General features: G+C 58.1%; 17 protein-coding genes. 7 read left to right on the top strand and 10 right to left on the bottom strand.

What is annotated here, in order from left to right:
- Positions 1-51: 51 nt before the first annotated feature.
- From ETAA8_RS13050 to ETAA8_RS13035, 4 genes are all read right to left on the bottom strand, one after another.
- Positions 52-831 carry a hypothetical protein gene (locus tag ETAA8_RS13050; protein WP_145088609.1) on the bottom strand — a complete coding sequence of 260 codons (780 nt, stop codon included), beginning with the start codon at positions 829-831 and terminating at the stop codon, positions 52-54.
- Positions 824-2,179 carry a DUF1501 domain-containing protein gene (locus ETAA8_RS13045; protein ID WP_238397749.1) on the bottom strand — a complete coding sequence of 452 codons (1,356 nt, stop codon included), beginning with the start codon at positions 2,177-2,179 and terminating at the stop codon, positions 824-826. Before ETAA8_RS13045 ends, ETAA8_RS13050 begins: the two co-directional genes overlap by 8 nt.
- Before the next feature lie 65 nt (positions 2,180-2,244).
- The gene (locus tag ETAA8_RS13040) at positions 2,245-4,890 is read right to left on the bottom strand and encodes a DUF1549 domain-containing protein (RefSeq protein ID WP_145088607.1); all 2,646 of its coding nucleotides are present in this window, start codon (positions 4,888-4,890) and stop codon (positions 2,245-2,247) included.
- A 606-nt stretch (positions 4,891-5,496) separates the two neighbouring features.
- Complete coding sequence (locus ETAA8_RS13035; protein WP_145088606.1) at positions 5,497-5,760, bottom strand: hypothetical protein; 264 nt, start codon at positions 5,758-5,760, stop codon at positions 5,497-5,499.
- Positions 5,761-5,824: 64 nt separating this feature from the next.
- On the opposite strand from ETAA8_RS13035, the gene ETAA8_RS13030 reads away from it, so the two are divergent.
- The gene (locus ETAA8_RS13030) at positions 5,825-6,496 is read left to right on the top strand and encodes a hypothetical protein (RefSeq protein ID WP_145088604.1); all 672 of its coding nucleotides are present in this window, start codon (positions 5,825-5,827) and stop codon (positions 6,494-6,496) included.
- Between the two features lie 63 nt (positions 6,497-6,559).
- Positions 6,560-6,820, top strand: a complete 261-nt coding sequence (locus ETAA8_RS13025; RefSeq protein WP_145088602.1) for a hypothetical protein — start codon at positions 6,560-6,562, stop codon at positions 6,818-6,820.
- A 1,424-nt stretch (positions 6,821-8,244) separates the two neighbouring features.
- Here the strand turns inward: ETAA8_RS13025 and ETAA8_RS13020 are convergent.
- Together ETAA8_RS13020 and ETAA8_RS13015 are read right to left on the bottom strand one after the other, a co-directional pair.
- Complete coding sequence (locus ETAA8_RS13020; RefSeq protein WP_145088600.1) at positions 8,245-9,654, bottom strand: DUF1501 domain-containing protein; 1,410 nt, start codon at positions 9,652-9,654, stop codon at positions 8,245-8,247.
- Between the two features lie 132 nt (positions 9,655-9,786).
- Positions 9,787-10,629, bottom strand: coding sequence for a sirohydrochlorin chelatase (locus tag ETAA8_RS13015; RefSeq protein ID WP_145088598.1), 843 nt, complete (start codon positions 10,627-10,629; stop codon positions 9,787-9,789).
- A gap of 141 nt (positions 10,630-10,770) precedes the next feature.
- Between ETAA8_RS13015 and ETAA8_RS13010 the strand changes: the two genes are divergently transcribed.
- The gene (locus ETAA8_RS13010) at positions 10,771-12,603 is read left to right on the top strand and encodes a sigma 54-interacting transcriptional regulator (protein ID WP_238397748.1); all 1,833 of its coding nucleotides are present in this window, start codon (positions 10,771-10,773) and stop codon (positions 12,601-12,603) included.
- A 46-nt stretch (positions 12,604-12,649) separates the two neighbouring features.
- Positions 12,650-13,708, top strand: a complete 1,059-nt coding sequence (locus tag ETAA8_RS13005; protein WP_145088596.1) for a YheT family hydrolase — start codon at positions 12,650-12,652, stop codon at positions 13,706-13,708.
- A 217-nt stretch (positions 13,709-13,925) separates the two neighbouring features.
- On the opposite strand, the gene rpsT is transcribed toward ETAA8_RS13005, so the two are convergent.
- Both rpsT and ETAA8_RS12995 read right to left on the bottom strand, forming a co-directional pair.
- Positions 13,926-14,207: a 30S ribosomal protein S20 gene (rpsT, locus tag ETAA8_RS13000; RefSeq protein ID WP_145088594.1), complete on the bottom strand. Its 282-nt coding sequence runs from the start codon at positions 14,205-14,207 to the stop codon at positions 13,926-13,928.
- An 88-nt stretch (positions 14,208-14,295) separates the two neighbouring features.
- Positions 14,296-15,681, bottom strand: a complete 1,386-nt coding sequence (locus ETAA8_RS12995) for a tetratricopeptide repeat protein (RefSeq protein ID WP_145088592.1) — start codon at positions 15,679-15,681, stop codon at positions 14,296-14,298.
- Between the two features lie 64 nt (positions 15,682-15,745).
- Here ETAA8_RS12995 and cobA point away from each other — a divergent pair, with 64 nt between their 5' ends.
- The gene (gene cobA / locus ETAA8_RS12990) at positions 15,746-17,275 is read left to right on the top strand and encodes a uroporphyrinogen-III C-methyltransferase (RefSeq protein ID WP_145088590.1); all 1,530 of its coding nucleotides are present in this window, start codon (positions 15,746-15,748) and stop codon (positions 17,273-17,275) included.
- Here the strand turns inward: cobA and ETAA8_RS12985 are convergent.
- Complete coding sequence (locus ETAA8_RS12985) at positions 17,222-17,563, bottom strand: flotillin-like FloA family protein (protein ID WP_145088588.1); 342 nt, start codon at positions 17,561-17,563, stop codon at positions 17,222-17,224. The two genes, cobA and ETAA8_RS12985, sit on opposite strands and share 54 nt — an antisense overlap.
- Positions 17,564-17,582: 19 nt before the next feature.
- Complete coding sequence (locus ETAA8_RS12980; RefSeq protein ID WP_145088586.1) at positions 17,583-18,674, bottom strand: prenyltransferase/squalene oxidase repeat-containing protein; 1,092 nt, start codon at positions 18,672-18,674, stop codon at positions 17,583-17,585.
- 740 nt (positions 18,675-19,414) lie between these two features.
- On the opposite strand from ETAA8_RS12980, the gene ETAA8_RS12975 reads away from it, so the two are divergent.
- Entirely contained in the window at positions 19,415-20,011 is a 597-nt protein-coding gene (locus tag ETAA8_RS12975) for a hypothetical protein (RefSeq protein ID WP_145088584.1), read from the top strand.
- A 165-nt stretch (positions 20,012-20,176) separates the two neighbouring features.
- The gene (locus tag ETAA8_RS12970) at positions 20,177-21,412 is read left to right on the top strand and encodes a tetratricopeptide repeat protein (RefSeq protein WP_202921803.1); all 1,236 of its coding nucleotides are present in this window, start codon (positions 20,177-20,179) and stop codon (positions 21,410-21,412) included.
- Positions 21,413-21,681 lie beyond the last annotated feature (269 nt).

Raw genomic sequence — 21,681 nt, 5'->3', positions numbered from 1 at the left:
TGCGCAAAACGGACCTGCACTGCAGGCGAACAGGTTGGATCGGTGGTCCTGCTATTCCGACCGCAACTGCAACAAGTACGGATGAGCGGCTGAACCGCGATCGTGAGCATCGAGGAGGACAAGAAAATATGAGCCGGCCGCTCGCAGTTGGTGCTTCAGGATTGCATCCCGATGTTCGGGCTGGTCGTCGCTCTGCACGAGCAACTGGCCTGTGGCATCGTAGAGCGACATAATCGGGTCGAGTGCCGAGCCTCGGCGGGCAGCAAAGATCTCGGCGACAATCGTTTCTCCAGCGACACCTTCGATCTTGAAGACATCCACATCCCGTTGCTGATGCACACTGCCGCTTGTCGTCTGGCCCAAGGCAATCGAGCCCGGTTTGCGAAAGGCTTCGTTCGGCTCCGTTTCGGCAACTAACTTTTCCGCGGGGAGCACCAGCATGGAATAAGGCTGCGAAGTCCCGTCGGCCGAAGCGACGACCAGTTGCACTTCCGGCTTGTCGAAATCGTTGGGGAGCGTGAATTCGATTTGAACTTGCGAATCGCCGATCTCTTCCGCCTTCAGGCCGTTAGGAACGGTGGCCTTTTCCTTCTTCTTTACTTCCACTTTTGGTGCCGCATCGATTCCGGCCATCGTGACTTCGGTCGCTTGATCGAGCCGTTGGCCGCGCAAGGTGATCTGCGCAAGTTTGCCCGGCGAAATTGCCAGCGGCAACGACATCAGCACCTTCGGCGGATCTTTCTTCTCGGGAGGTTTGTCTTGGGCATGCACCGCGCTAGCGGACAGACAAAGCACCAGTGCGAGCAGGGCAGGGGAGGGCGCACTAACCATACAAATCCTCGATCAGTTTTCCTTCGTCGAGGATCTCAAGCGGGCGACCATCGGGAGTGTGAATGTGCTTGCGCGGATGAATGCCCAGGGCCGACAGCATCGTGTACGCCACATCGGCGGGCTTCACGGGTTGCTTGGTGGTGTGCGCCCCGATTTCGTCGGTCGCACCAATCACCTGGCCACCTTTCACCCCCGCACCAGCGAAGATCAGCGAAGCTGCCAGCGCCCAGTGATCGCGTCCTTCTTCCTTGTTGATCTTGGGTGTGCGACCGAACTCGCCCATGGCCACGACCAGCGTTTCGTCGAGCAGGCCATGCTCCTTGAGATCAGCGAGCAACGAGGACAAACCTTGATCGAATTCGGGGAGCTTCTTATCAAGCGCGGGGAAGATCTTGCCGTGATGGTCCCAGCCGCCGTAGTTGATGGTGACGAACGTCACGCCCCCTTCGACAAGCCGCCGAGCAAGCAAGCAGCTTTGACCAAACGTGGTGCGGCCATACTTGTCGCGCAGTTCGGCCGTTTCTTTTTCGATATCGAACGCGGCCTGCGCTTGCGGCGACAGGATCATTTCCGCAGCCCGCTTTTGGAATTCGTCGTAGGTGGCCACCTGATCGTTGCCGCGCACTTGCTGGCCGAGCGAATCGACGGCCTGCAGCAGATTCTGCCGCCGACTGAGAGACTTATCGGTTAGGGGCTGAGCCCGCGAGAGATCGCGGACCTTGTAGCCACCGGAGTTGGGATCGCCGGCTTTGAACGATTCGTAACGCCCGCCGAGAAACGCGCTGCGGCCCAGTTCCCAAGTGAACGACGGATTGTTGGGCACCGAAACATACGGCGGCACTTGCGTGCGAAAGCCCGTCTCGTGCGCGACGACAGCGCCGATGGCCGGATAGTCGCCGAAAGCCGAACCAAAGCGGCCGCTCATGACCCAGTTGGTCGCTGTCTCGTGATGATCGCTACTGTGGGCCCCGCTGCGAATCAGCGTGTACAGGTCGTTCTGCTGCGCGAGCTTGGGAACCAGTTCGCCGTACGAGATGCCGGGGAGCTTGGTCTGAATGGTGCTGTACTTGCCCCGAATCTCAGCTGATGCGTTTGGCTTGGGGTCAAAGGTGTCGTGGTGCGACAGGCCGCCCCCCAAATAGACCAGGATGATCGATTTGGCCCGCTTCGTCGCGGCCGCAGCGCCGCTGGCTTCCGCCTGCAGCAGATTTCCCAGCGAAAACCCGAGCGGGCCGATGGCGCCGATGCGCAAAAAATCTCGTCGGCTCCAGCCGTTGCAGAACTTTTGGCGGGCTTGATTCAAGTTGATGTCGAGCATTTTGGCTTCTCTTTTTCGTAGTCGAGTCATTCCATGACTCGGTTGCCTTCTCAGTCACGGAGTGACTGAGCTACTTCTTGCAGTGACGGCTGCTTTCAATGATTGAACGCAAACTCTTTCGTATTCAGAACTGCCCAAAACAAATCGCGAACCGCTTCTTCTCGGGAAGCATCGTCAGTCTTAGCGTCGCCGAGCGCCGTTTCAATCGCCTGCAGTTCCGCGGGGCGCGGTTCGCGAGCCAGGGCTGAAAGGAAAATGGAGCGCGCGAGCGGACCATTGTCGAGCTTGGCGGTTAGTAATTGCTTGAGCCGGCTTTCGGGCTGATTGAGTTTTTGCGTCAGACCATCGCCACACTGCAAGTGAAGCAACTGCGGCAAGGTTACTTCGCCGCTCCGTTCGCACGCACAAGCGGTGACACGATCTGAGCGGCCGAACATTGCCAGGAACGAAGAACTGACACCGGGGTCCGGAACTTGAATCGCCCGCAAGCCAACGGGATACCCCGGGAACTGATCGGGGACTTCCGTCACCTGGCTAATGGCATCGAGCAGCACTTCGGCCGGCAAGCGGCGAGCATAGTAGTGCGAATAGTGACGCTGATCCTGTTCGTTCGCAGCGACCGTTGTACTGCTCAGTTGATAGGTTCGCGAGTTGAGCATCAGCTTCATCAAGTGCTTGAGATCGTATTGATGTTCGACGAATTCCCGATTCAGCGCTTGCCAGAGCGGGCGATTCGACGGCGGATTGCTCGCCCGCAGATCATCGACGGGCTCGACCAATCCCACGCTGAAGAAGTGCTTCCAGAGCCGATTGACCATGTTGCCCGTAAACGTCTCGTTCGTGGGCTGATGCATCCAGCGAACGAGCGCAGTGCGCGGGTCGGTGTTCTCCGCGAGCGAGACCTCGCTTCGATCGAGCGGCAGGGGTGGCATCATTTGCCCCGTGCGCGGCTGCCGAACTTGCGGCGGCTTCGCCAGTGCGCTGGCGACCCCTTTCTCATAGATATCCACCTGCTGCTGACGATTTTTTAATTCCTTTTGCAGCTTCTCCGCCTCGCTCCCTTCTTTACCTTCCAGATTCGACTTGGCCTCGGCCAATTTCTTTTGAGCATCGTCCAGTTGGCGGCGAGCGCGCTCCTCCTCTTCGTTGCGGAAGATGAGATTTGTCATCCCTTCGGCCGGATTCTTCCGCTGCAACTGTGTGCGGGCGAAGAAGGCGGCGAAGCGGTAGTAATCATCTTGCGTGTAACGCTCCAGCGGATGATTGTGGCACTTCGCACAGCCGACGCGTGTTCCCACAAATGCCTGAGCGACGGACGACACCAGGTCGGAATCTTCCGCCCTCCGTTGCTCCCCCAGGGTCACGATGTAGTAGCCGACTTGCGGATGTGCACCGACGCTCCCTTGCGAAGTCAGCACATCGGCAGCGATCTTGTCCCACGAACGGTTCGCCTGCAATTGCTCGCGCATCCAGGCATGAAACGACCGCACTCCCTTCGTGCCGCGCACGTCATGATCGCGCTCTTTGCGGTTCTGCAACTGATCGCACAGTTGCAGCGTCCAGAAGTCGACCCATTCGGGCCGCTGCAACAGTTCGTCGATCAACTGCGACCGCTTGTTGGGAGAACTGCTGGCGAGAAATTGTTCGGTTTCGGCAACCGTTGGCAACGTGCCGATGGTGTCGAGATAAACGCGGCGGAGGAAAGTCGCATCGTCAGCACCTGCCGATGGCGGAATGCGAAGCACAGCCAGTTTCTCGAAGACATGCTGGTCGACCACATTGCGGCGCTCAGCCAGTTGATCGGCCGGGACTGGATCGGCAAAGGGAATGGTGAACTGCGTGACGACCACTTCGCCTTGAAAATGAACGCGAACGACGGTTTCACCTGCTCGCAAACATTTCACAAGCCCCGTGGGAGAGACTTCCACCACGCTCGCATCGTTGGTGAAAAACTGCGCGAGCCAGGTGACATCGCGGACGCGGCCGTTTTCGTAGTGAGCATAAACGGCCAGTTGCTGGGTATCGCCGGCGGCGGTGTTGCGATCGCCAGGAAAGACTTCCAACTTAGTTACGGCAGGTTCATCGGCAATTGCGTTGGGAGTGCCAGTGGTAATCCAATCCAAGAGCGTTTGCTCGGCGCGGCTGCCGGGCTCGAACAGGCGTCCACCTCCATGGGGCTCGCGGCCGTTGGGCTTGCGAATCAGCAGGCTATCGGCCGGTGTCGTGGAACTGATACGGCGGCCGTAAAACTCGCGCGTCAGCCAGCCGTGATCCCACTCGGGCGCATAGCCACGTAGCGACAAGCGAAAGCCGTTCTGCCCGGCCAGCTTGCCGTGGCAGGCTCCCTGGTTGCAACCAAAGCGAGTGAGCACGGGTAGTACATCGTGCCGAAACGATGGAGCAGTGGTCGCGGCCGCATTCTTCACCGTCAGCGGAATCTTCGTCTGCTGGCCCGAATGCTCGATCATCAACTCGGCAGTACCATCGGCAATGGAGATGATCTCGCGACCTTCGATCTTTACTAATTCAGGCTGCGAAGCGCTAAGTTTCACCTGTGCCGAAACATCGACTGTGCGGCCATTGGCCTGCGTGACGACGGCCACGATGCTCGCGCGGTCGCCGGCACCATCGAGCGTAAGAAGCGGCGGAAAAATTTGCAGCCGCGGAGCTTCTTCCGCCACCAGCCACGAGCAAGTTCCAGCTAGGAGCAGAGCACAGCAAATCCAAAGCGGGCGATTCATCAGGCATTGCTTTCAGGCGGGGCAGGTGAGCGAAAGGTGGGAGCTGCAATCCCAGGATTACAGCTTCACTATCTTAGTCCGTCGCGCGAGGCTGAGTAAAGCAACAGTGCAAGCGGGTAGTGGGTGTTTTTGAGTGACTAGTAGTCCAACTAGCGCTAAATGTCACCTGGTTAACCCACGCGCTTGCGCGGGTGAACTGCAAAACAAGCGAATCACCAGTTCAACGGCCGCAAGCGGCTCGGTTAACCAAAGAAGGGCAGTCTGACAAATATCACTAGTCGGACTACTCGTTGGGTTAAGGAAACAGGAATCCGCCGACAACTGCTCCCGCAATTGCGCCCCCAGTTATGTGCAAGATTATTGCTGTTGGTCCGCCTGCTGGCGAGAACATTGCTCCCAAAACCAGCCCCAAAATACACCCAACGATAACGCCGCGCCGCGAACGCGGTTTTTGTTTGGCCGACTCGTTCGATAGCAGTTGCGGCGATTCGTATGGGTTCTCGTCCATCGCCCCATTCAACCCTCGCACGAAAAAGCCCCGCTAGGTTCGCGGGGACGAGAGGTAGTGGATGTTTTGAGTGACTAGCCTGTACATGGATTAGCTGGCTAAGTCTCCAAGTCCGGTTCAATCCCCCAAGCTTCCGGCCTCACCTTCCGGTCGATCTGCTCTAGCGGCCAGAAGAATCGCCGCGATCGTTCGCCGCCGTATCGATAGAAGGCCAAGCAATAGCTCGGGTCACCAAGTTGGTCCGTCGTCGTGCTATGTAGGGAGGCTGGCTGGACCAGCGCGGGATAGCTCCCAACGTACAGCACTGGCAGCAGCAGCAATATCGCTGCGAAGATCGGCGCGGCTGAGCGGGTGTTGGGCATGGGTGGATTGTAGCTGCGAACCCTTGGGTGTTTAATCATGTCTCCTTTTGGGGAGCGATTCGTAATGACCGGTTTCGAGTACCAAGAAGTCGTAAAGCTAGCCGGCAGAATTCGCTGCTTGAATCTCTCAAAGCGGGTCGATGGAGCGGAACTCGTCAAAATTGCGGATGCTGCGGATGAGAATCTTAAGCGCATAGGCTGCTTTGCCCTATTGCCAGCGCATGCCATTGCGAGGGGGCAAAGATTGCAAGCGTATCCCGACCTTGCGGCTGTTGAACTTCACGGCGCAATCAAGGCGGAGGACGGGCAGACTGATGGGATTCTGCGGCGATCAAGTGAATTATTCGAGACTCACCGCGGAATGGCGGTAGCGAATTGTGAAGCGCTACTGTTTAACGATTTGATCGCGAACCTGTCGGCCGAAGCTGATCGTAGCCCATTTTGGAGCGAGGGATTGGCGTCAACATATTCTGCACTACTTCTAGGTGCGTACACAGTATTTGAATCAATGTCTGCTGACTTGTGGGTGGCAGCAGTTAACAGTCGCCCGAAAACCCTTGCGGTAAACGTAATTCGAAAGCCGGCGCAAGTGCGGGACGAAGGCGACAGCAATCGCTCAGCTGCAACCATTCCGCTTACCGAATTAGTCGCCCATGGATTTAATCTAACTCAAACAATGGGCGATCTGTTAAAGCAACGAAAGCGTGTAAATTTCCTGTCGTACACGACCACCTGACAAGCATATCTTGATGCGTTTCAAGTTCCCGCAAGTGGCGGGCGAACACAAGCAAGCCCAGACTTGCGCAACCTGTTCGATTCAGCAGGCGACTTGAAAGCGTTAGAGTCTGTTCGCAATCTTTTTGCTCACCAAGGCGGTCGAGTTGATCAAAAGTTCAAGGAACAAGCCCTTCGCTACGATCCCGAGCTGCGCGATGCTGCGCTCGGCTCTACACTTTTGCTTGGAGGTGCTGCTGTTGCGAGGTACGCAAACTCTGCTGTGTCATTTTCCGTGTCTCTGCTAGAATTCGTGAATGCATGGCTAAAGAGCCACCCGGACTAATTGCATGAAAAATCTCCCAGAATTCGAGCGAATGTGCGAGCATTGCCACGGGACTGGCCACATCGGTGGAGGATACGATTGTGGTGAATGCCCCGGGCTAGGTTTTGTATTTACACTAATTGGTGAGCAGGTTCTTGATCTTGTTCGCTGCAATATGAAGTCATTAGATGGTAGTGTCCGGCTTTGAATGACTGGTCTGGTCACCATCGCCAATGATGAAACGGCAAATCTGTCTCTGGCGGGTTCCACGCACCCGGCCTCACCTTCCGGTCGATCTGCTCCAAGGGCCAGAAAGCGCGGTCCACCCAGATGCCGCGATAACCGTAGTGACCCGATCCTGTTCCCCAACAAGGAACGCCGCTCGGGTTTGGATCGACGATTGCCAAGTAGCTCCCCACGTACACTATTGGAATGAGGATCATTGCGAGGGCGACAAAGATCGGCGCGGCTAAGCGGGTGTTCGGCATGAGTGGATTGTACGTGAGGCGTATTGGTCCCGTCACTCTCGCGGGGCATTTTCGCACGCGGGGAGAATGAGGGAATGAAACTCAACCTTCCGTTAAGCGTAGGCTCGCAACACCAAGGTGAAGCATGATTGCGGAGAGTAATATGCCTATGCAAATAGCCCGACGCGTCAACGAGGGGAAATCAAGAACAACCGTTCCTCGCAGCGGAACGCGATAACAGAATAGCTCCCTCGCCTACGCGTCGGGCTACTTAGGAAACTCATCACGCCAGCGTGAACTGGGACGATCTTTTCGCGACGGTGACCAGACGTGTCACGGGTAGAGCATCTAATATTCAGCGGATGCTCTTTCTCAATCTGGTAATTGTAATGCGATCATTTCGCAGATTGTCTACAGCACTTCCTGCTGATGTCAGGCTGCCAAAACTGGTTAACCGGGCCGCTGGCGGCCGCTGAACTGATGATTCGTGTGTTTGGCAATTCACCCGCACAAGCGCGGGAGTTAACCAGATGAGATTGCACGCTAGTGAGACTATTGCCCGGATAATGGAAATTGAATTCCGAGGTTTCCTGATCGTGGCAAGGACTTAAGGCGAGTGCCGAAGCCACAAACCCTTGGCACTAGAGTCGTTACGAGACAATGGAAACTTTGCGAACATCTGCACTTAGTGGAAATTTCCAGTTCACGTCGTTCTGTCCGCAACGGTGTGGAATACGGGGACTGATTAAACCGATCTGCCAGTGAAGACTTGACGCGACGACCGCAAAAGGGGGGTGTCCAACAATCGGGCCGATTGTTGGACAGCGATGTGCGCAACTCTCGGGTTTCCGAGCAATTCGTGTTCAACAATCGAGGGTATTGTTGGACGTTTAGGATGAAAATGGGGGCGGAGATTTTGCGGCGAAAGGGCTGAGTTGCGTTGACCCTGTTTTCCCCGGCGGTCGAAATTGTCGGGGATCAGAACAACTCAGCAATCGGTTTGCCCGTGTGCGCCAGGAACATGGGACGCTGCTCTTGCGTGTAGAGGGGCTTCTCGCGATTGATGCCGAGCTTGTCGTAGATGGTCGCCGCGTAGTCATCGGGCGAATGGGGATTGTCGATGACGAACGCCCCTTGTCGGTCGGTGGCTCCGATGATCTGCCCACCCCGAATGCCCGCACCGGCAAACACAATCGAGTAGGCGTCGGGCCAGTGATCGCGGCCGCCATGCTTGTTGATTTTGGGTGTACGGCCGAATTCGGTCACAAGGCACACCAGCGTTTCGGCGAGCAGTCCGCGCTGATCGAGGTCAGTGATGAGCGTCGAATAAGCCCGGTCGAGGCTTCCCATCATGTACCAGTGAGCGATGCCGTACCGACCAGCACCTGCGCCACTGGCTCCGGGGAGTTCGCAAGTTTCTTTGGCATAGATATGGTCGTGATGGTCCCAGTTCAAATTGCCGCCACCAACTTGCCCGGGGACTTTGGGCCAGCGTGTGTCGATGGTCACGAACCGCACGCCCGATTCGATCAGCTTGCGACCGAGCAGGTAGCAAGCACCACGATGCCCCGCGCCATATTGCTCGCGGGTCTTCGGCGTTTCTGTCGTCAGGTCGAAGGCTTTCGAAGCTGCCGGACTGGTGAGCAGCGACGCCGCCTGTTCGTGAAACGTGTCGATGGCCGCTGTGGTTCGATCGTTAGCCAAGGTCCGATTCTGATTGAGGGCCGAAAGGAGTGCCCGCCGCTGGCCGAGTCGTTCGTCGGTTAGTTCCGGATTTCGCTGCATTCCCGAGACCTTCCAGGCGGGATCGGAAGCATCGCGAGCCGTCGCCTTGAAGGCACCATAGCTAGAGGGCAAAAAGCCCGATTTGGTCATGTGGGCAAATTCGGAAGTTGCCGGAAGTTGCACGTACGACGGCAAGTACTCGCAAGCACTGCCAAGCACATACGAAGCCACGGCACCCATATCGGGATATTCCACGGGCCCGCCCGGACTTTGTCCAGACAGAACATATTGCATGCCGCGGCCGTGATCATCGTTCCGCTGAATGTGCCGCATGCCGCGCACGACGGCAATCTTGTCCGAGATCTTCGCCGTGTGAGTAAGCAACTCGGTGAACCGCTGCCCTGGTGTGCTGGTGGGCACCAGATCGAACGGGGTCCGTTGCTCGGAAGCCACATCGGGCTTCGGATCCCAAGTATCGGTGTGTGACAGGCCACCGTGCTCGACGAGCAGGAGGACATTCTTGGCCTGCCCCTTGCGACCGCTGGCCGCGTGAGCTTCAAGCTGCAACATCTGCGGCAGCGAAAGTCCCAGCGCCCCAAACGCACCGGCTTGCAGCCATTGCCGACGAGTAATCTGGGCAGCTTGAGTGCGAGACACAGTCATGGGGAGGATTTCCGAGATTGGCAGGTCGAACGAGGCAGGTACCGGCAATGGCGGGGAGCATCAATGACTATCGATCTGATGCTGAGAGAAGTTTAACCCAGCGGCTAGGGTCGGTCTAGCGAATGCAATCATTCAACGGTCATCGATTTCCAGTCGTTCGAGCAAGGCCTGAATTAGATGCTGGGCGGCAAGTCCATTCGTCGCTAATAAATCACTGCCGAGAATTCCTGCTTGCCGCCACTCGACCCGCGGGTGCGTTTGGCGAGCGTGACTTACAGCAGCTGTTGTGGTTTCGAGCATCTCGCCACTGAAAAGCAGGTGAGGCTGCACGACGATGCGTTCGAAGCCCGCCGCGGCGGCCTGTTCGAGTACTTCGGGTAAACTTGGTTTGGCGACGGCGATGAAACCTGTGTAGACGCCAGCTGCTCCCACTTTTTCGCCCAGCAGGGCTGCGAACTCGCGGCAGTGCTCGATGGCAGCCGGATCGCTGCTGCCACGGCCAATGAGGACGAGGGCAGTTTTCGCTGGGTCCACTGGTTGGATCGGCGATGGTGCTGGGTCTTGTTGAGAGGCAGGCCCTTCACCCCGATCCTCTGCCCGGTGTATCGGAGAGAGGGAGCCTAGGAAGCGGAGGGCTGCGAGTTCAATCAGGGCTTTGTGACAGCCTAGGGGTTCGGCCATTGTTACCTGCAAGTCAGGCTGGACAGACTTCGCCCGCTCGACTGCGGCGGGAATATCTTGCTTGGCATGACCGGCGGCAAAGAGCAGGGCAGGGGAGAGGAGAATCTGCCGAAGTCCCCGTTGAGATAGATTGACCAAGGCCGTCTCAATCGTCGGCTCTTGCAGTTCGATAAAACCCACTTCCAGGGGTAACGGAGCAACGGAAGCGCGCAGCAACTCGCTCAAACGCAGAAATTGCGCGGTACCCTGCGGATTCCGAGTGCCGTGACCAACCAGCAAGATGGCGTCTGTCATGAAGATTCAAGTTCCAGCAAAACTCGGCAGATAACTTTCCCACTCGCGGGGTAGTCCTTTGCCGCGATTCATTACTATATTGACAGAACTAGCTCTGGGCGGCGGTAGGCCCCCTTTTTTCATCTGTTGGCTGTGCTGCTTGTGAATTCTTATTTGCTGATGATCAGCGGTGCTCGTGCCGGGGCGCACGTCACGCTTGCAACGGATCGCCCGACTCGTATCGGCCGCGGACTCGATTGTGATATCGTCCTGTCCGACCCCCTCGCCTCGCGCGTGCATGCCATCGTCCAGTTCAGCGATGGGCTGTGGTGGATTCGCGATGCCACCAGCCGCAACGGCACCTATCTGAACGGGCAGAAGATCGACGAGGCTCGCCTGGCCACCGATTGCCGGGTGAAGATCGGCTCGACGGAGTTCATCTACTGCGAACAAATCGACCCGCTGAGCGAATCGGCCCGTCAGGAACATACGCAAACGGTGGTGCGCGACCGGATCGTCACCGAAGGGATGCCCAGCGATCTTGGTTTTTCGCTGCTGCAGGATAACGAGCGGAATCAAGACTTTCTCACGCTCCATCAATTGAGCGTGCGGTTGCTCGGCTGCAGCGATCCGGACGAAGTCGTCCGCGTTTCGCTCGATCTGCTGCATACGCGCACGCAGGCTTCGGTCGTCGGCTTTTTGTGGGTCAGCGACGATGGTCAGCTGAAACCCAAGCTCGTTATTCCCGAGGAAGCTTCCAGCAAAGTCAGGCTGAGCGACAGTTTGACCGAAATGGTCATTCGCCAGGGAAAAGCGGTCTGGATCGACAATCAGCCGGCCACGGTCGGCACCGATAGCCTGCGCCTGTTTGCCGACGCGCTCTGTATACCCCTCGTGCACGAAGGGAAGACCCTCGGTGCGATTCATATCTATCTCGAGCAGGGACGTTTTCGTCAGAGCGACTTCGAGGTTTCGCTGCTGCTGGCGAATATCCTGACCGTCGCGCTGGTCCGGTCGCGCCAAGAAGCTGTACTGCGGGCCGATAATCGCCGCCTCAGCGACAAAGCAGCGGTCTTCGACGAACTTCTCGGCGAAAGCAAGCCGATGATGGAGCTCAAGTCGAAGATCAATCGCGTAGCCCGCGCCACGGGCTGCGTGCTGGTTCGGGGCGAAAGCGGCGCGGGCAAGGAACTGGTGGCCCGGGCCATTCACCGGGCCAGTACTCGCTCCGATCGACCGATGCTCAGCGTGAATTGCGCTGCCATTCCCCGCGACCTGATGGAAAGCCAACTCTTCGGCCACAAGAAGGGTTCGTTCACCGGGGCTGAGACCGACCATGTCGGCTGGTTCCAGCAAGCTCACACCGGCACTTTGTTCCTAGACGAAGTGGGCGAACTCACGCTCGAAGGTCAAGCCAAGCTGTTGCGCATCCTCGAAGGGCACCCGTTTTTGCCCGTCGGCTCGACGAAGGAGGTAAACGTCGACGTGCGAGTGATAGCAGCTACCAACCGCGATTTGCGCGAGTTTGTCCGCGATCACAAGTTCCGCGAAGACTTATATTATCGCCTCAGCGTATTCGAACTTTATATTCCGCCGCTCCGCGATCGCGGTGCTGACATTGACTTGCTAGCGGAATTTTTCCTCAATCACTTCCGCAAACAACACGGCCGGCCTAATCTAATGGTGTCGCCCGACACACGCGAGAAGTTGCTATCGTACCAGTGGCCTGGCAATGTGCGGCAACTGCGTAACGTGCTTGACTCCGCCGTGGTAATGTGCGAAGGAAATACTATCCTGCCAGACGATCTCGGCCTGCGAGATGCCACTGGCGGTAAAGAACTTGAATCGTTGCGACTCGATTTTTGGGAACGCAAGCTGATCCAAGAAGCGTTGAATCGGACGGATGGCAACGTCCCAGAAGCAGCGAAGCTTTTGGGATTGGGGCGAGCCACGTTGTATCGTAAGATAGAGGAATATGGGATAGTTCGCCGATAATGGATTAACGGCACCCTGTCTCTAGCTGACTTTGGAAAAGTTGAAAATGGATGTTCACTTTCCTGCCTTCCGCGCGCATCCTTGGGTTCGTGGAGGACATTTGCAGACCATTCTGGGCTGCTATTTCTTCCACCAAGAGATTCCGTATACCGCGACCAGGCATCTGGTTACGCTCAAGGACGGCGATCAAATCGCCCTCCACGACGACCGCCCTCAGAAGTGGCAACCGAACGACCCGGTGGCACTGCTAGTACATGGGCTCGGCGGCTCGCACAAATCGGGCTACATGCAACGCTGCGCAAAGAAGCTCAACGCGCATGGTGTGCGCGTGTTTCGTATGGACTTGCGCGGCTGCGGAGCCGGAATCGGTCTCGCACGCCAACTGTGCCATGCGGGGCGCAGCCAAGACGTCGGTGAGATCATTGCCGACATCAACTCCCGCTGCCTGAACTCGCCGCTGGCCGTTATCGGTTTTTCAATGGGTGCCAACATGGTGCTCAAACTGGCCGGCGAATGGCAGTGCGACGCGCCCGAAAACGTCGTCGGCGTAATGGGCGTCGCTCCGCCCGTCGATCTCAACGTCTGCTGCACCCATGTCGAAACGGTGCTGCGCGGCGTTTACGACCGCTCGTTCGTACAGGGGATGAAAAACTACATCGCCCTGCGTCAACGCTCAACGCCCGACGTGCTAACTCCGGAGATTCCCTTCGGCGTCAGCAAAATTCGGGATTTCGACTCTCACATCACCGCCCCCTTGTCGGGCTTTGCCAACGCCATCGACTACTACGCGCAGGCCAGTTCCGGCCCTTATCTGGAAAAGATCCGCATTCCCACACTAATCGTAACAGCCAAGGACGATCCGATCGTACCTGTGGTGGCATTTCAAGACTCGAAGCTTTCGCCCTTCGTCCGCCTGATCGTGGCCGATGGCGGCGGTCATCTCGGGTATATCGCAGCCCGCAGCAAAGACGCCGACTGCCGCTGGCTCGACTGGCGCGTGGTCGATTGGACCCTCTCGCGCATGCCAGGCCACCTGGCCACTGCCCATTGGCAAGTGATGCAAGCCCGCGTGAAGACACACCCTGGCGTACAACACTCGGTTTAGATTCCGCGGTGCGTAACGCTTTTCGCTTTAACTTCCGCGATTAGCTTTGGAAAGATGGTCAGCGCTGCATCATTGGCAGCAAGCTGGTTCCAGCAGAACTGCCCCGCACAATAGCGGAGCAACAAGCGCTAAGAGCACGAATCGACTGGCAGCAGCAAGCCGCATAACAGCAAACCCGATTGGGAATGCTGGGGCGATGCCGAATCGAATCGAAAAATTACTTGGCAGCAGCGGCCGCTTTGGCCTTCTTCAGCGCGGCAGACAAGCGAGACTTCTTGCGGCTAGCGGCATTCTTGTGAATCACACCCTTCACCGCAGCCCGGTCGAGCTTTTGCACGGCCACTTTGAATTCGCTCGCGGCAGCGGTCATATCGCCCGAGGTAGCCGCAGTGGTCACTTTGCGAACCTGCGTCTTGAGCAAGCTCTTGGTGGCGCGGTTCGATGCCCGGCGCTTCAAATTCTGACGTTGTCGCTTCTTCGCACTACTGGTGTGTGGCATGACAGTTCCGTAACAACACGTTTCTAGGACAGGACAAATTCGCTCTCTGTCAGGGCGTGAGGCCAGTCCAGTGACACTTCGAACAATGTCACGGGCAATCGTTGCCGGGCCGGGCAGAGAATCCACCTTTATCGCAGATCAGGCGAAGATTGTCTAGCCTTGCTAAGGCATCTTTATAGGCGGGATTTAGGGCCACTAACCGCTGCCACCAGTGGAGTGCTTCGGCCGTCGAATTGCTGGCCTCGGCCAAGATGGCACCCCGATACAGGGCCTTCTTAAAATCGGCGTCGTTAGCATCGGCCGGCTCCGTTTTCGTCGCCTGCCGATAAATCTCCAACGCCCGGTCAAACTGCCGCAACTGCTGCCAGTTCTCGCCCGCAGCCACCAAAGCACGCAGTCGCCACCCTGCCATCTCTTGCAGCGGCTTCAGGTACTTGAGCGCTTCGCTATAGTTCCCCGCCCTGGATAAACAGCCGGCCAATTCCCAGGACGATGCCGCCTCTGAAGGAAATCGCTCGTAGCGGGCAAAGGCGACGCCGAGCTCGATCCGCCGCTGCTCCTCTAGGACCTCGTCGATCAGACGGTGAGTTCGCGGAGACGGCAACAGTTCTGCTTGCCGACGGGCGAGCTCCGTTTTCTCCCGTGCCCGTCCCAGCATGATTTCCTCGCCCAGTGCTCGCAGGCGAAGATAATCCCTCGTCTCGCAACTCCCACTCCTCGGTACTCCGGGGAGAGGGTCGGGTTGAGGGGCATCTCCTGACGCGTCGCTTGGCTCAGCCAACAGAGCTTCTGCTGCCAGCCAGTGCTGCAACTCAATTAGCTCTTGAACTCGATCCACCAGACCACCCGTCGCGGGCGAAGAGGGGACTTCATTACGAACAAAGAGCGCTGCAAGTCGCTGGGCTTGTTCGTCGTCCTTGGTCACTCGCAGTAGTTCCTGCCAAACATGTCCTGCCGCGGAGAATTGCCCCCCTTCGCCCAACGCAATGGCCAGCGGACGCAGCACGGCTGGATCCTGAGGTGCCAGTCGATAGGCCTCTTGAAGCAGCAGAACCTGTGACTGCCCATGGTCGAGCAACAAGCAAATCTCTGCCAGGTTGGCCAGAGTTTTTATGTCACGCGGCGATGCCCCTAGCAAGAACCAACCATGCTTTAATGCCAGGCCAAGGTGCCGTTCGCGGACCGCGACGCTGAACGCCGCCCGTCGTTGCCAAACTTGCCAGAACCACGCCTTCGCCGTCTTCCCCTTGGCCCGCTGCAAGTTCTCGAGCAGCGCCTGCAGAAATAGTGTGTTCCCCGGGTCCAGCGTGCAGCAATCGCTGAGTACGCGATGAGCACCGGCGAAGTCCGGCGGCTGTCGATTCAGCAGTTGCTTGGCCTGTTCGAATTGCCGCGCCAGTTGATGCCGCTGGGCCGCGGAAAGAACCGCAGGCGGATTGGTCGGTGGCGGAGTGGAACTCGCAGGGCTGGTCATAACAGGCTGGTCGATTTATTCTCGGAAGTGTCGCCTTCCGAATTTCGTTGAAAAAGTCATCTTCATGGTAACACCGGACGCTCTCTCATCTGCCGCAGTCGGTGTGGTTTATCTCGTCGGTGCCGGCCCCGGCGATCCCGGTCTGATCACCGTTCGCGGTCGCGACTGCCTCCACCGGGCCGACGTCGTACTGTACGACTATCTCTCTAATCCGCAATTGCTCTCCCATTGCCGCTCGACCGCCGAACTCCATTGCCTGGGTCAACATGGCCGCGGCCGTCTCTGGTCGCAGGCCGAAATCAACGCCCACATGATCGCTGCGGCAGGGCAGGGGAGGGGAGTCGTCCGCCTCAAATGCGGCGACCCCACCGTCTTCGCGCGGGCAGCAGAAGAGATCGACGCCCTCGTCGCAGCTGGCATCCCGTTCGAAATCGTGCCCGGCATTACCGCCGCCTTTGCCTCGGCCAGTTACGCCGGGATACCCCTCACGCAGAAGGACCACGCTTCTGCGGTCGCGTTGGTCACCGGCCAAGAGAGCCCTGGCAAGCAAGGCGAAACACTCGACTACAGCGCACTCGCCCGGTTCCCCGGCACGCTCTGTTTTTATATGGGCGTGACGTCGGCGCGCGAGTGGTCCCGCGGGCTGATGGCGGGCGGCAGGCAATCGACAACTCCGGTTGCCCTCATCCGCCGCTGCAGTTTTCCTGACCAACAAGTTTGGCAAACGACTCTTGGAGAAGTAGCCACCTTCATCGAAGGTCTCAAGCTTCGCCCGCCGGTCATCATCATCGTGGGCGAAGTGGCCGCCTCCTCGCGCACCTGGTCGTGGTTCGAACAGCGGCCACTTTTCGGCCAGCGAATTCTCGTCACTCGCCCCGCGCACCAGATCGAAGATCTGCGCGGACCACTCAGCGAATTGGGCGCGGAAGTGCTGCATCAGCCCGCGATTGAAATCACTCCGACCATCAACTGGGCCCCCGTCGATCAAGCGATTGAGCGACTGACTGACTTCGACTGGCTCGTCTTTTCCAGCAGCAATGGAGTTCACCATTTTCTCGCGCGTATCTGGTCGAAAGGACACGACCTACGGTCCCTCGGTTCGCTGAAGATCGCCGCCATTGGCCCCGGCACAGCTGCGGAACTTGCGCGCCATTCGTTACGTGCCGACTTAATCCCCGATGAGTTCCGCGCGGAGTCGTTGGCGGCGTCATTGGCCACCACAGCCCAGGGCAAAAGGTTTCTGCTCCTGCGCGCCAGTCGCGGGCGCGAAGTTCTGGCCGAAGAGTTGACTGCGGCAGGCGGCATTGTCGAACAAGTGGTCGTCTACGATAGTCACGACATCACGCATGCTTCGGCAGAAATCACGTCGCTCTTGCAGGCGGGTAAGATCAATTGGATCACCGTCACCAGCAGCGCCATCGCTCGCTCATTGCACTCACTCTTCGGCGACGATCTTCGCCTCGCCAAACTGGCGAGCATCAGTCCCATCACCACAAGCACCCTCCGCGACTTGGGTCACGAACCCGCCGCCGAAGCCACGTCATTCACCATGCCGGGATTGATCGACGCGATTCGCGGCCACAACATTCACTAGATCGTTGCTGGTGAGGATCTTCCCGCGCTGGGCAATGTACGTCGACTCCAACTCCCGAATCGCTGCACCTTTTCCGCTGTGAACCAGGCTCAAATGCGCATCGACCAGCAAGTTCACCGGCGTGCCGCGCAGCAGCATACCGATCAGCGAAAAGAACGACACTGGTGCTCCGCCCAGGAAGCAGCGCAGCCAGGGCGAAAAAATCCGCAGCACGAATGCAAAGCAGATCGTGAGCAGGATGCCCACCATCAGGCCTGCGAGAAATATCGCAATTTCCTTCGGCCCCATGCGATCCTCGCGCGCACCATCACCGCTGATAGATCGGCAAGAACGACTTATCGAGTTGCATCATGATCAGGTTGCAAGCGGTGACGTAAATCGGTCCGATGTTTCCGGTCCAGGAGCCGTCGCCCGTCTGTTCGCCGACAATCTTGTTGTAAAGTTTATCGCGAAACGGTGCCCATTCTCTTTCACCTTGGCGATACATCACCTGCGAGTAATACAGATAAGTGTAATGCCAATGCCCGAATGAATTAGGACCTTCCGACAAGTTCTGCAGGTTTTTCTTGCAGTACTCAAGCATCTGCGGCACGTGCTTGTCATCGTACGCACCAGCGTTGTAGAGCGTGGCCAGCGCTGCTGCCGTGATCGCCGGCCGACTGCTGCCGCGATTGCGCGAGCTATAAGAGATGCCACCGTCGGCATTGCGACAGGCGTAGATGTATTCCTTCGCTTTTTCGATTGCTTCGCCTGGAACGACGATGCCCGCGTTGCGACAACCGCGCAAACCCTGCACCTGCGTGATCGTGGTCGAGCCCTCGTCGAAGTCGGGCTGATCCTTGGTGCTCACGTAGCCCCAGCCACCCGTCGGAGCCTGGGCACGCACGCTGAACTCGACTGACTTCGTCAGCGCGTTGACGAGTTCCTCGCGCACTTCTTCGTCCTGCTCTTCGCCCAGAACTTGCGACAGGAAGAGCATCGAGAAACCGTGGCCGTAGGTATAGCGATTGTCGTTCCGCGGATCGCCGATCAGCCCGTTATCGCGCAACTTGCTCAGCAGAAAATCGACCGCCTTGCGAATGTGCTTGGCGTACGGCCCTTGAGTCGTGGTGCTCCCCGAGCCGACCAGCGCGGTTCCAGCCAAGGCCGTCATCGCCGCCGGATAGCCGCCAGCCGTCCAATGCCCCTGCGTCGATTGATTCTTCGCCACCCACTTCAGCCCCCGGTCGATGGCCATTTCCCACTTGGGATCGCGCTTGGCCCCCTGCACCGGCGAAATCCCGGCCAGCGATGAAGCAGTAGCACCACCGATCGCCAACAGAGCCTGGCGACGGCTAATAGCTGCCAACGCAGCCGGGGCGCGAGTCTGACCTGCTGGCATGGTCTGACCTTCTGGCATGGCTCGAGTCTCGATCGGGCGAGTGGAACGGAACAACACCTATTATCAATGCCGGCTGATGTTTCAGCCAACAACTTCTGACCACAAATCTAGTTCAGCGGGTGGCAGGTCTCCCCTCTTTAGTCACCTAACAGGCAGGCAAAGTTCATACCCCGACAAACAGCTCAAACCGCACCCGTCGGCTGCGGTATCCGCCGACAAGCTGCATTTGTTTCCAGAAAGTTTCCGGAATTCTCAACATTCTTCTATTTCATAACCAACCTTAAGCCGTTCATTTAACTCGACTTGCAACGATTTGATTCCGGAAACATGCCGAAAACGGTTTCCGGAAATTTCCGTTATTCATCAGCCCAAAAACCGCACTTACAAGGGATATAATCCCGGAGCACACCACCACATCACGGCAATGGTCCGCCTAGCGGAAGCCAGGAAAATTCTCATTCTGCGTAGCGCACTGCCCAAACAGCAGGCAGCACAACCGGCCCCAGTCTGTTTCTCCCCGCGCGCAACGCTTCCCCGGCGGCGCTAGAAAATATTATGAACATTGTGACTATCTGTCAAATATATTTTGCGGAGTAGCATTTCGCCGGCCAACTGTTCTTAGCGACCACGGCGCGGCAGGAGCCTCGCCCTCCCGCCGAAGCCCCACCCAGTCCATTGCTTTACTTGTATTACGCCCGCGGCACGCCAATAATCGACGCAGTCACACACCCGGACGTGAATATTGAGGAGTCACCGCAATGCGCAATCGATGTCTGATTTTGACCGGCCTCTTGGGGCTGACATTGCTCCAAGCAGTCGCCGCGGCACCTGCCCAGGCGCAATACCTTAACCATGGCTACTTTTGGGGGCCCTTCTATCGAGCCACCGATCGTGCTCACGGCTGGGGGCGGCATCAAGGGCACAGACATCATGGTTACAGTTGCGGCTATTGCTCCAGCCCAACCTACGCCATTTACCCCAACTATGGTTACGCGAGTAATTGCAACGGCGGCAGTTGCCATCTCGGCTATTGGAATTCCACGCCGTTTATCATTCCGCCAGCAGCCGACCAACCGAAAGACAATGACCTGCCCGCCGCACTGAAGCCCGCTGACGACAAGATGCGCGCCCCTCAGCCAAACGCCGAGCCACCTGCCGAGAAGAACAGCGCTCGGCCGCGTCCCACCAGCGACATGCTCATCGCCCGCCTGGCTGCCGTCCTTAGCGGTGACGCAGCGCGGCAACTCCGCACGGGCGAAGTTCCCACGCTGGCAGTACATCGCCGCAACGCAACACCGACTTCGCAAAACAGTGCGCCGGCAGTCGCCGCAGTGCCACCAGCGACCGGTCGCTAGCCCTGGTCGGGATTCCAAATCAAGCAACTCGGCAAATCACTTGCCTTGTTGCCGCAACAGGCAGATAATCCACGCGAGTCATGTACAAGCTGATCGCCAGGCCAACGTGGGCTAATCCGCGACAGCTGCAGCTACACGATTTTTTGGTTTCAAGGAGGCAGTGCCATGCGTAGGGCCATGCGTAAGATTTTTCTCCTGTTCGCTCTCCTCTTGGGAGTGACGCTGCTACAAACTTTCGCAGCTGCCCAGGCACAAGCCGGGCACGGTCATTACAAAGGTTGGGGGCACAACTGGGGTTGGGGCCGCGGCTGGGGTCACCACGGTTGGAATCGCGGCTGGGGCTATGGTCACAATCGCTTTTACGGCGGCTGGGGCGGTTACGGTTGGGGACATCGCAACTGGGGCTGGGGTCGCGGCTACGTCTATCGACCCTTTTACCGTCCCGTTTACAACGTGGGCTATCGCAGCTTCGGCTACGGCGGCTTCTATCCCGCAGTCAATTACGGCTATTACCCCAGCTATGGTTTCCCGGTCTACAACAGCTACTACTACGGCTGCGAAAACGTAGTTCCGGCCACGACCATCGAGCAGCCTTACTACGACACACAAATCCTGCCCACCGGCACGATTGTGAACTACTCGGGTAACAATGGCGGACTCAGCACCGAGTTAACGACGGGCATGCTCATCGCCCGTCTGGCCGATGCCGTGCGCCAACAGCCCGGCGGCATGACGAATGGTAACGTGGCTAGCAATGGTCGCCTGCTCGGCAACGGTCGACTCCGCGGCGTGGTGCAGAACATCACGCAAAACGTGATTCGCAACGAACCCCTCTCCAGCACGCTGCCGACGACGACTCGCTTCTCGAATCCCGATTCGCGCAGCAAAGCTCGCGCGTACATGACCCAGGGAGATAACCTCTTCCGCGAACAGCGTTATGCGGCCGCCGCTCAGCAATATCGGGCTGCAGCCAGCCTGACGCCCGACCTGCCCGAAGCCAATTGGCGTTATGGTCACACGCTCGTGGCGATGGGTGAATACGACCTGGCTGCAAGCGCGATGCGAAGGGCATTGGCGATTGCCGACGACACCGATCGCAATGGCTTTGAACTCGACTCGCTTTACGGACTGGTGGGAACCGCAAAGGCATCCCATCTCGAAGGGCTAGCCAAGGCTGCCCTCGAACAAGAGTTGCCGAGCGCCTACTATCTGCTCGGCGTGACGCTGCACTACAGCGGCGAAGCTGACCGCGCCGAGAAGTTCTTTGCTCATGCAGCGCAGCTACAAGGTCGCGATGCACCGCACATCGTCGCCTTCCTCGGTCCCGAGGTTGGCCCGCTGCGACCTCGTCAATCCGATGTGCCTCCACTGCTCGCTCGTCTGCCAATGAGGGAAATCTAGGTCGGCCGAAACTAAGTACACCGCAGTTCCGGCAACAGAACTGCAAAAAACCACAGGCCCGCAGCGACGGGCCTGTTTCATTTCTTGGTACTGCCCGGTCCTTTCCACGACAGAACTGGGGCGCTCTGAACGGCCCTGGGCAACGCGGCCTTGTGCATCTACGCAGCATGCCATCAGCGGCCGGCTTTGACTTGCGGGTTTTACTTTGTTCAAGCTGCGAAGCATTCTCTGGCAACCTGCGCTGAGCAGCATTAGGCAATTCACGCCTG

It is taken from the genome of Anatilimnocola aggregata (assembly GCF_007747655.1).
Lineage (GTDB): Bacteria > Planctomycetota > Planctomycetia > Pirellulales > Pirellulaceae > Anatilimnocola > Anatilimnocola aggregata.
Note: the sequence above shows the minus strand (reverse complement) of the source record. Positions and strands in the feature narration are given on the sequence as shown.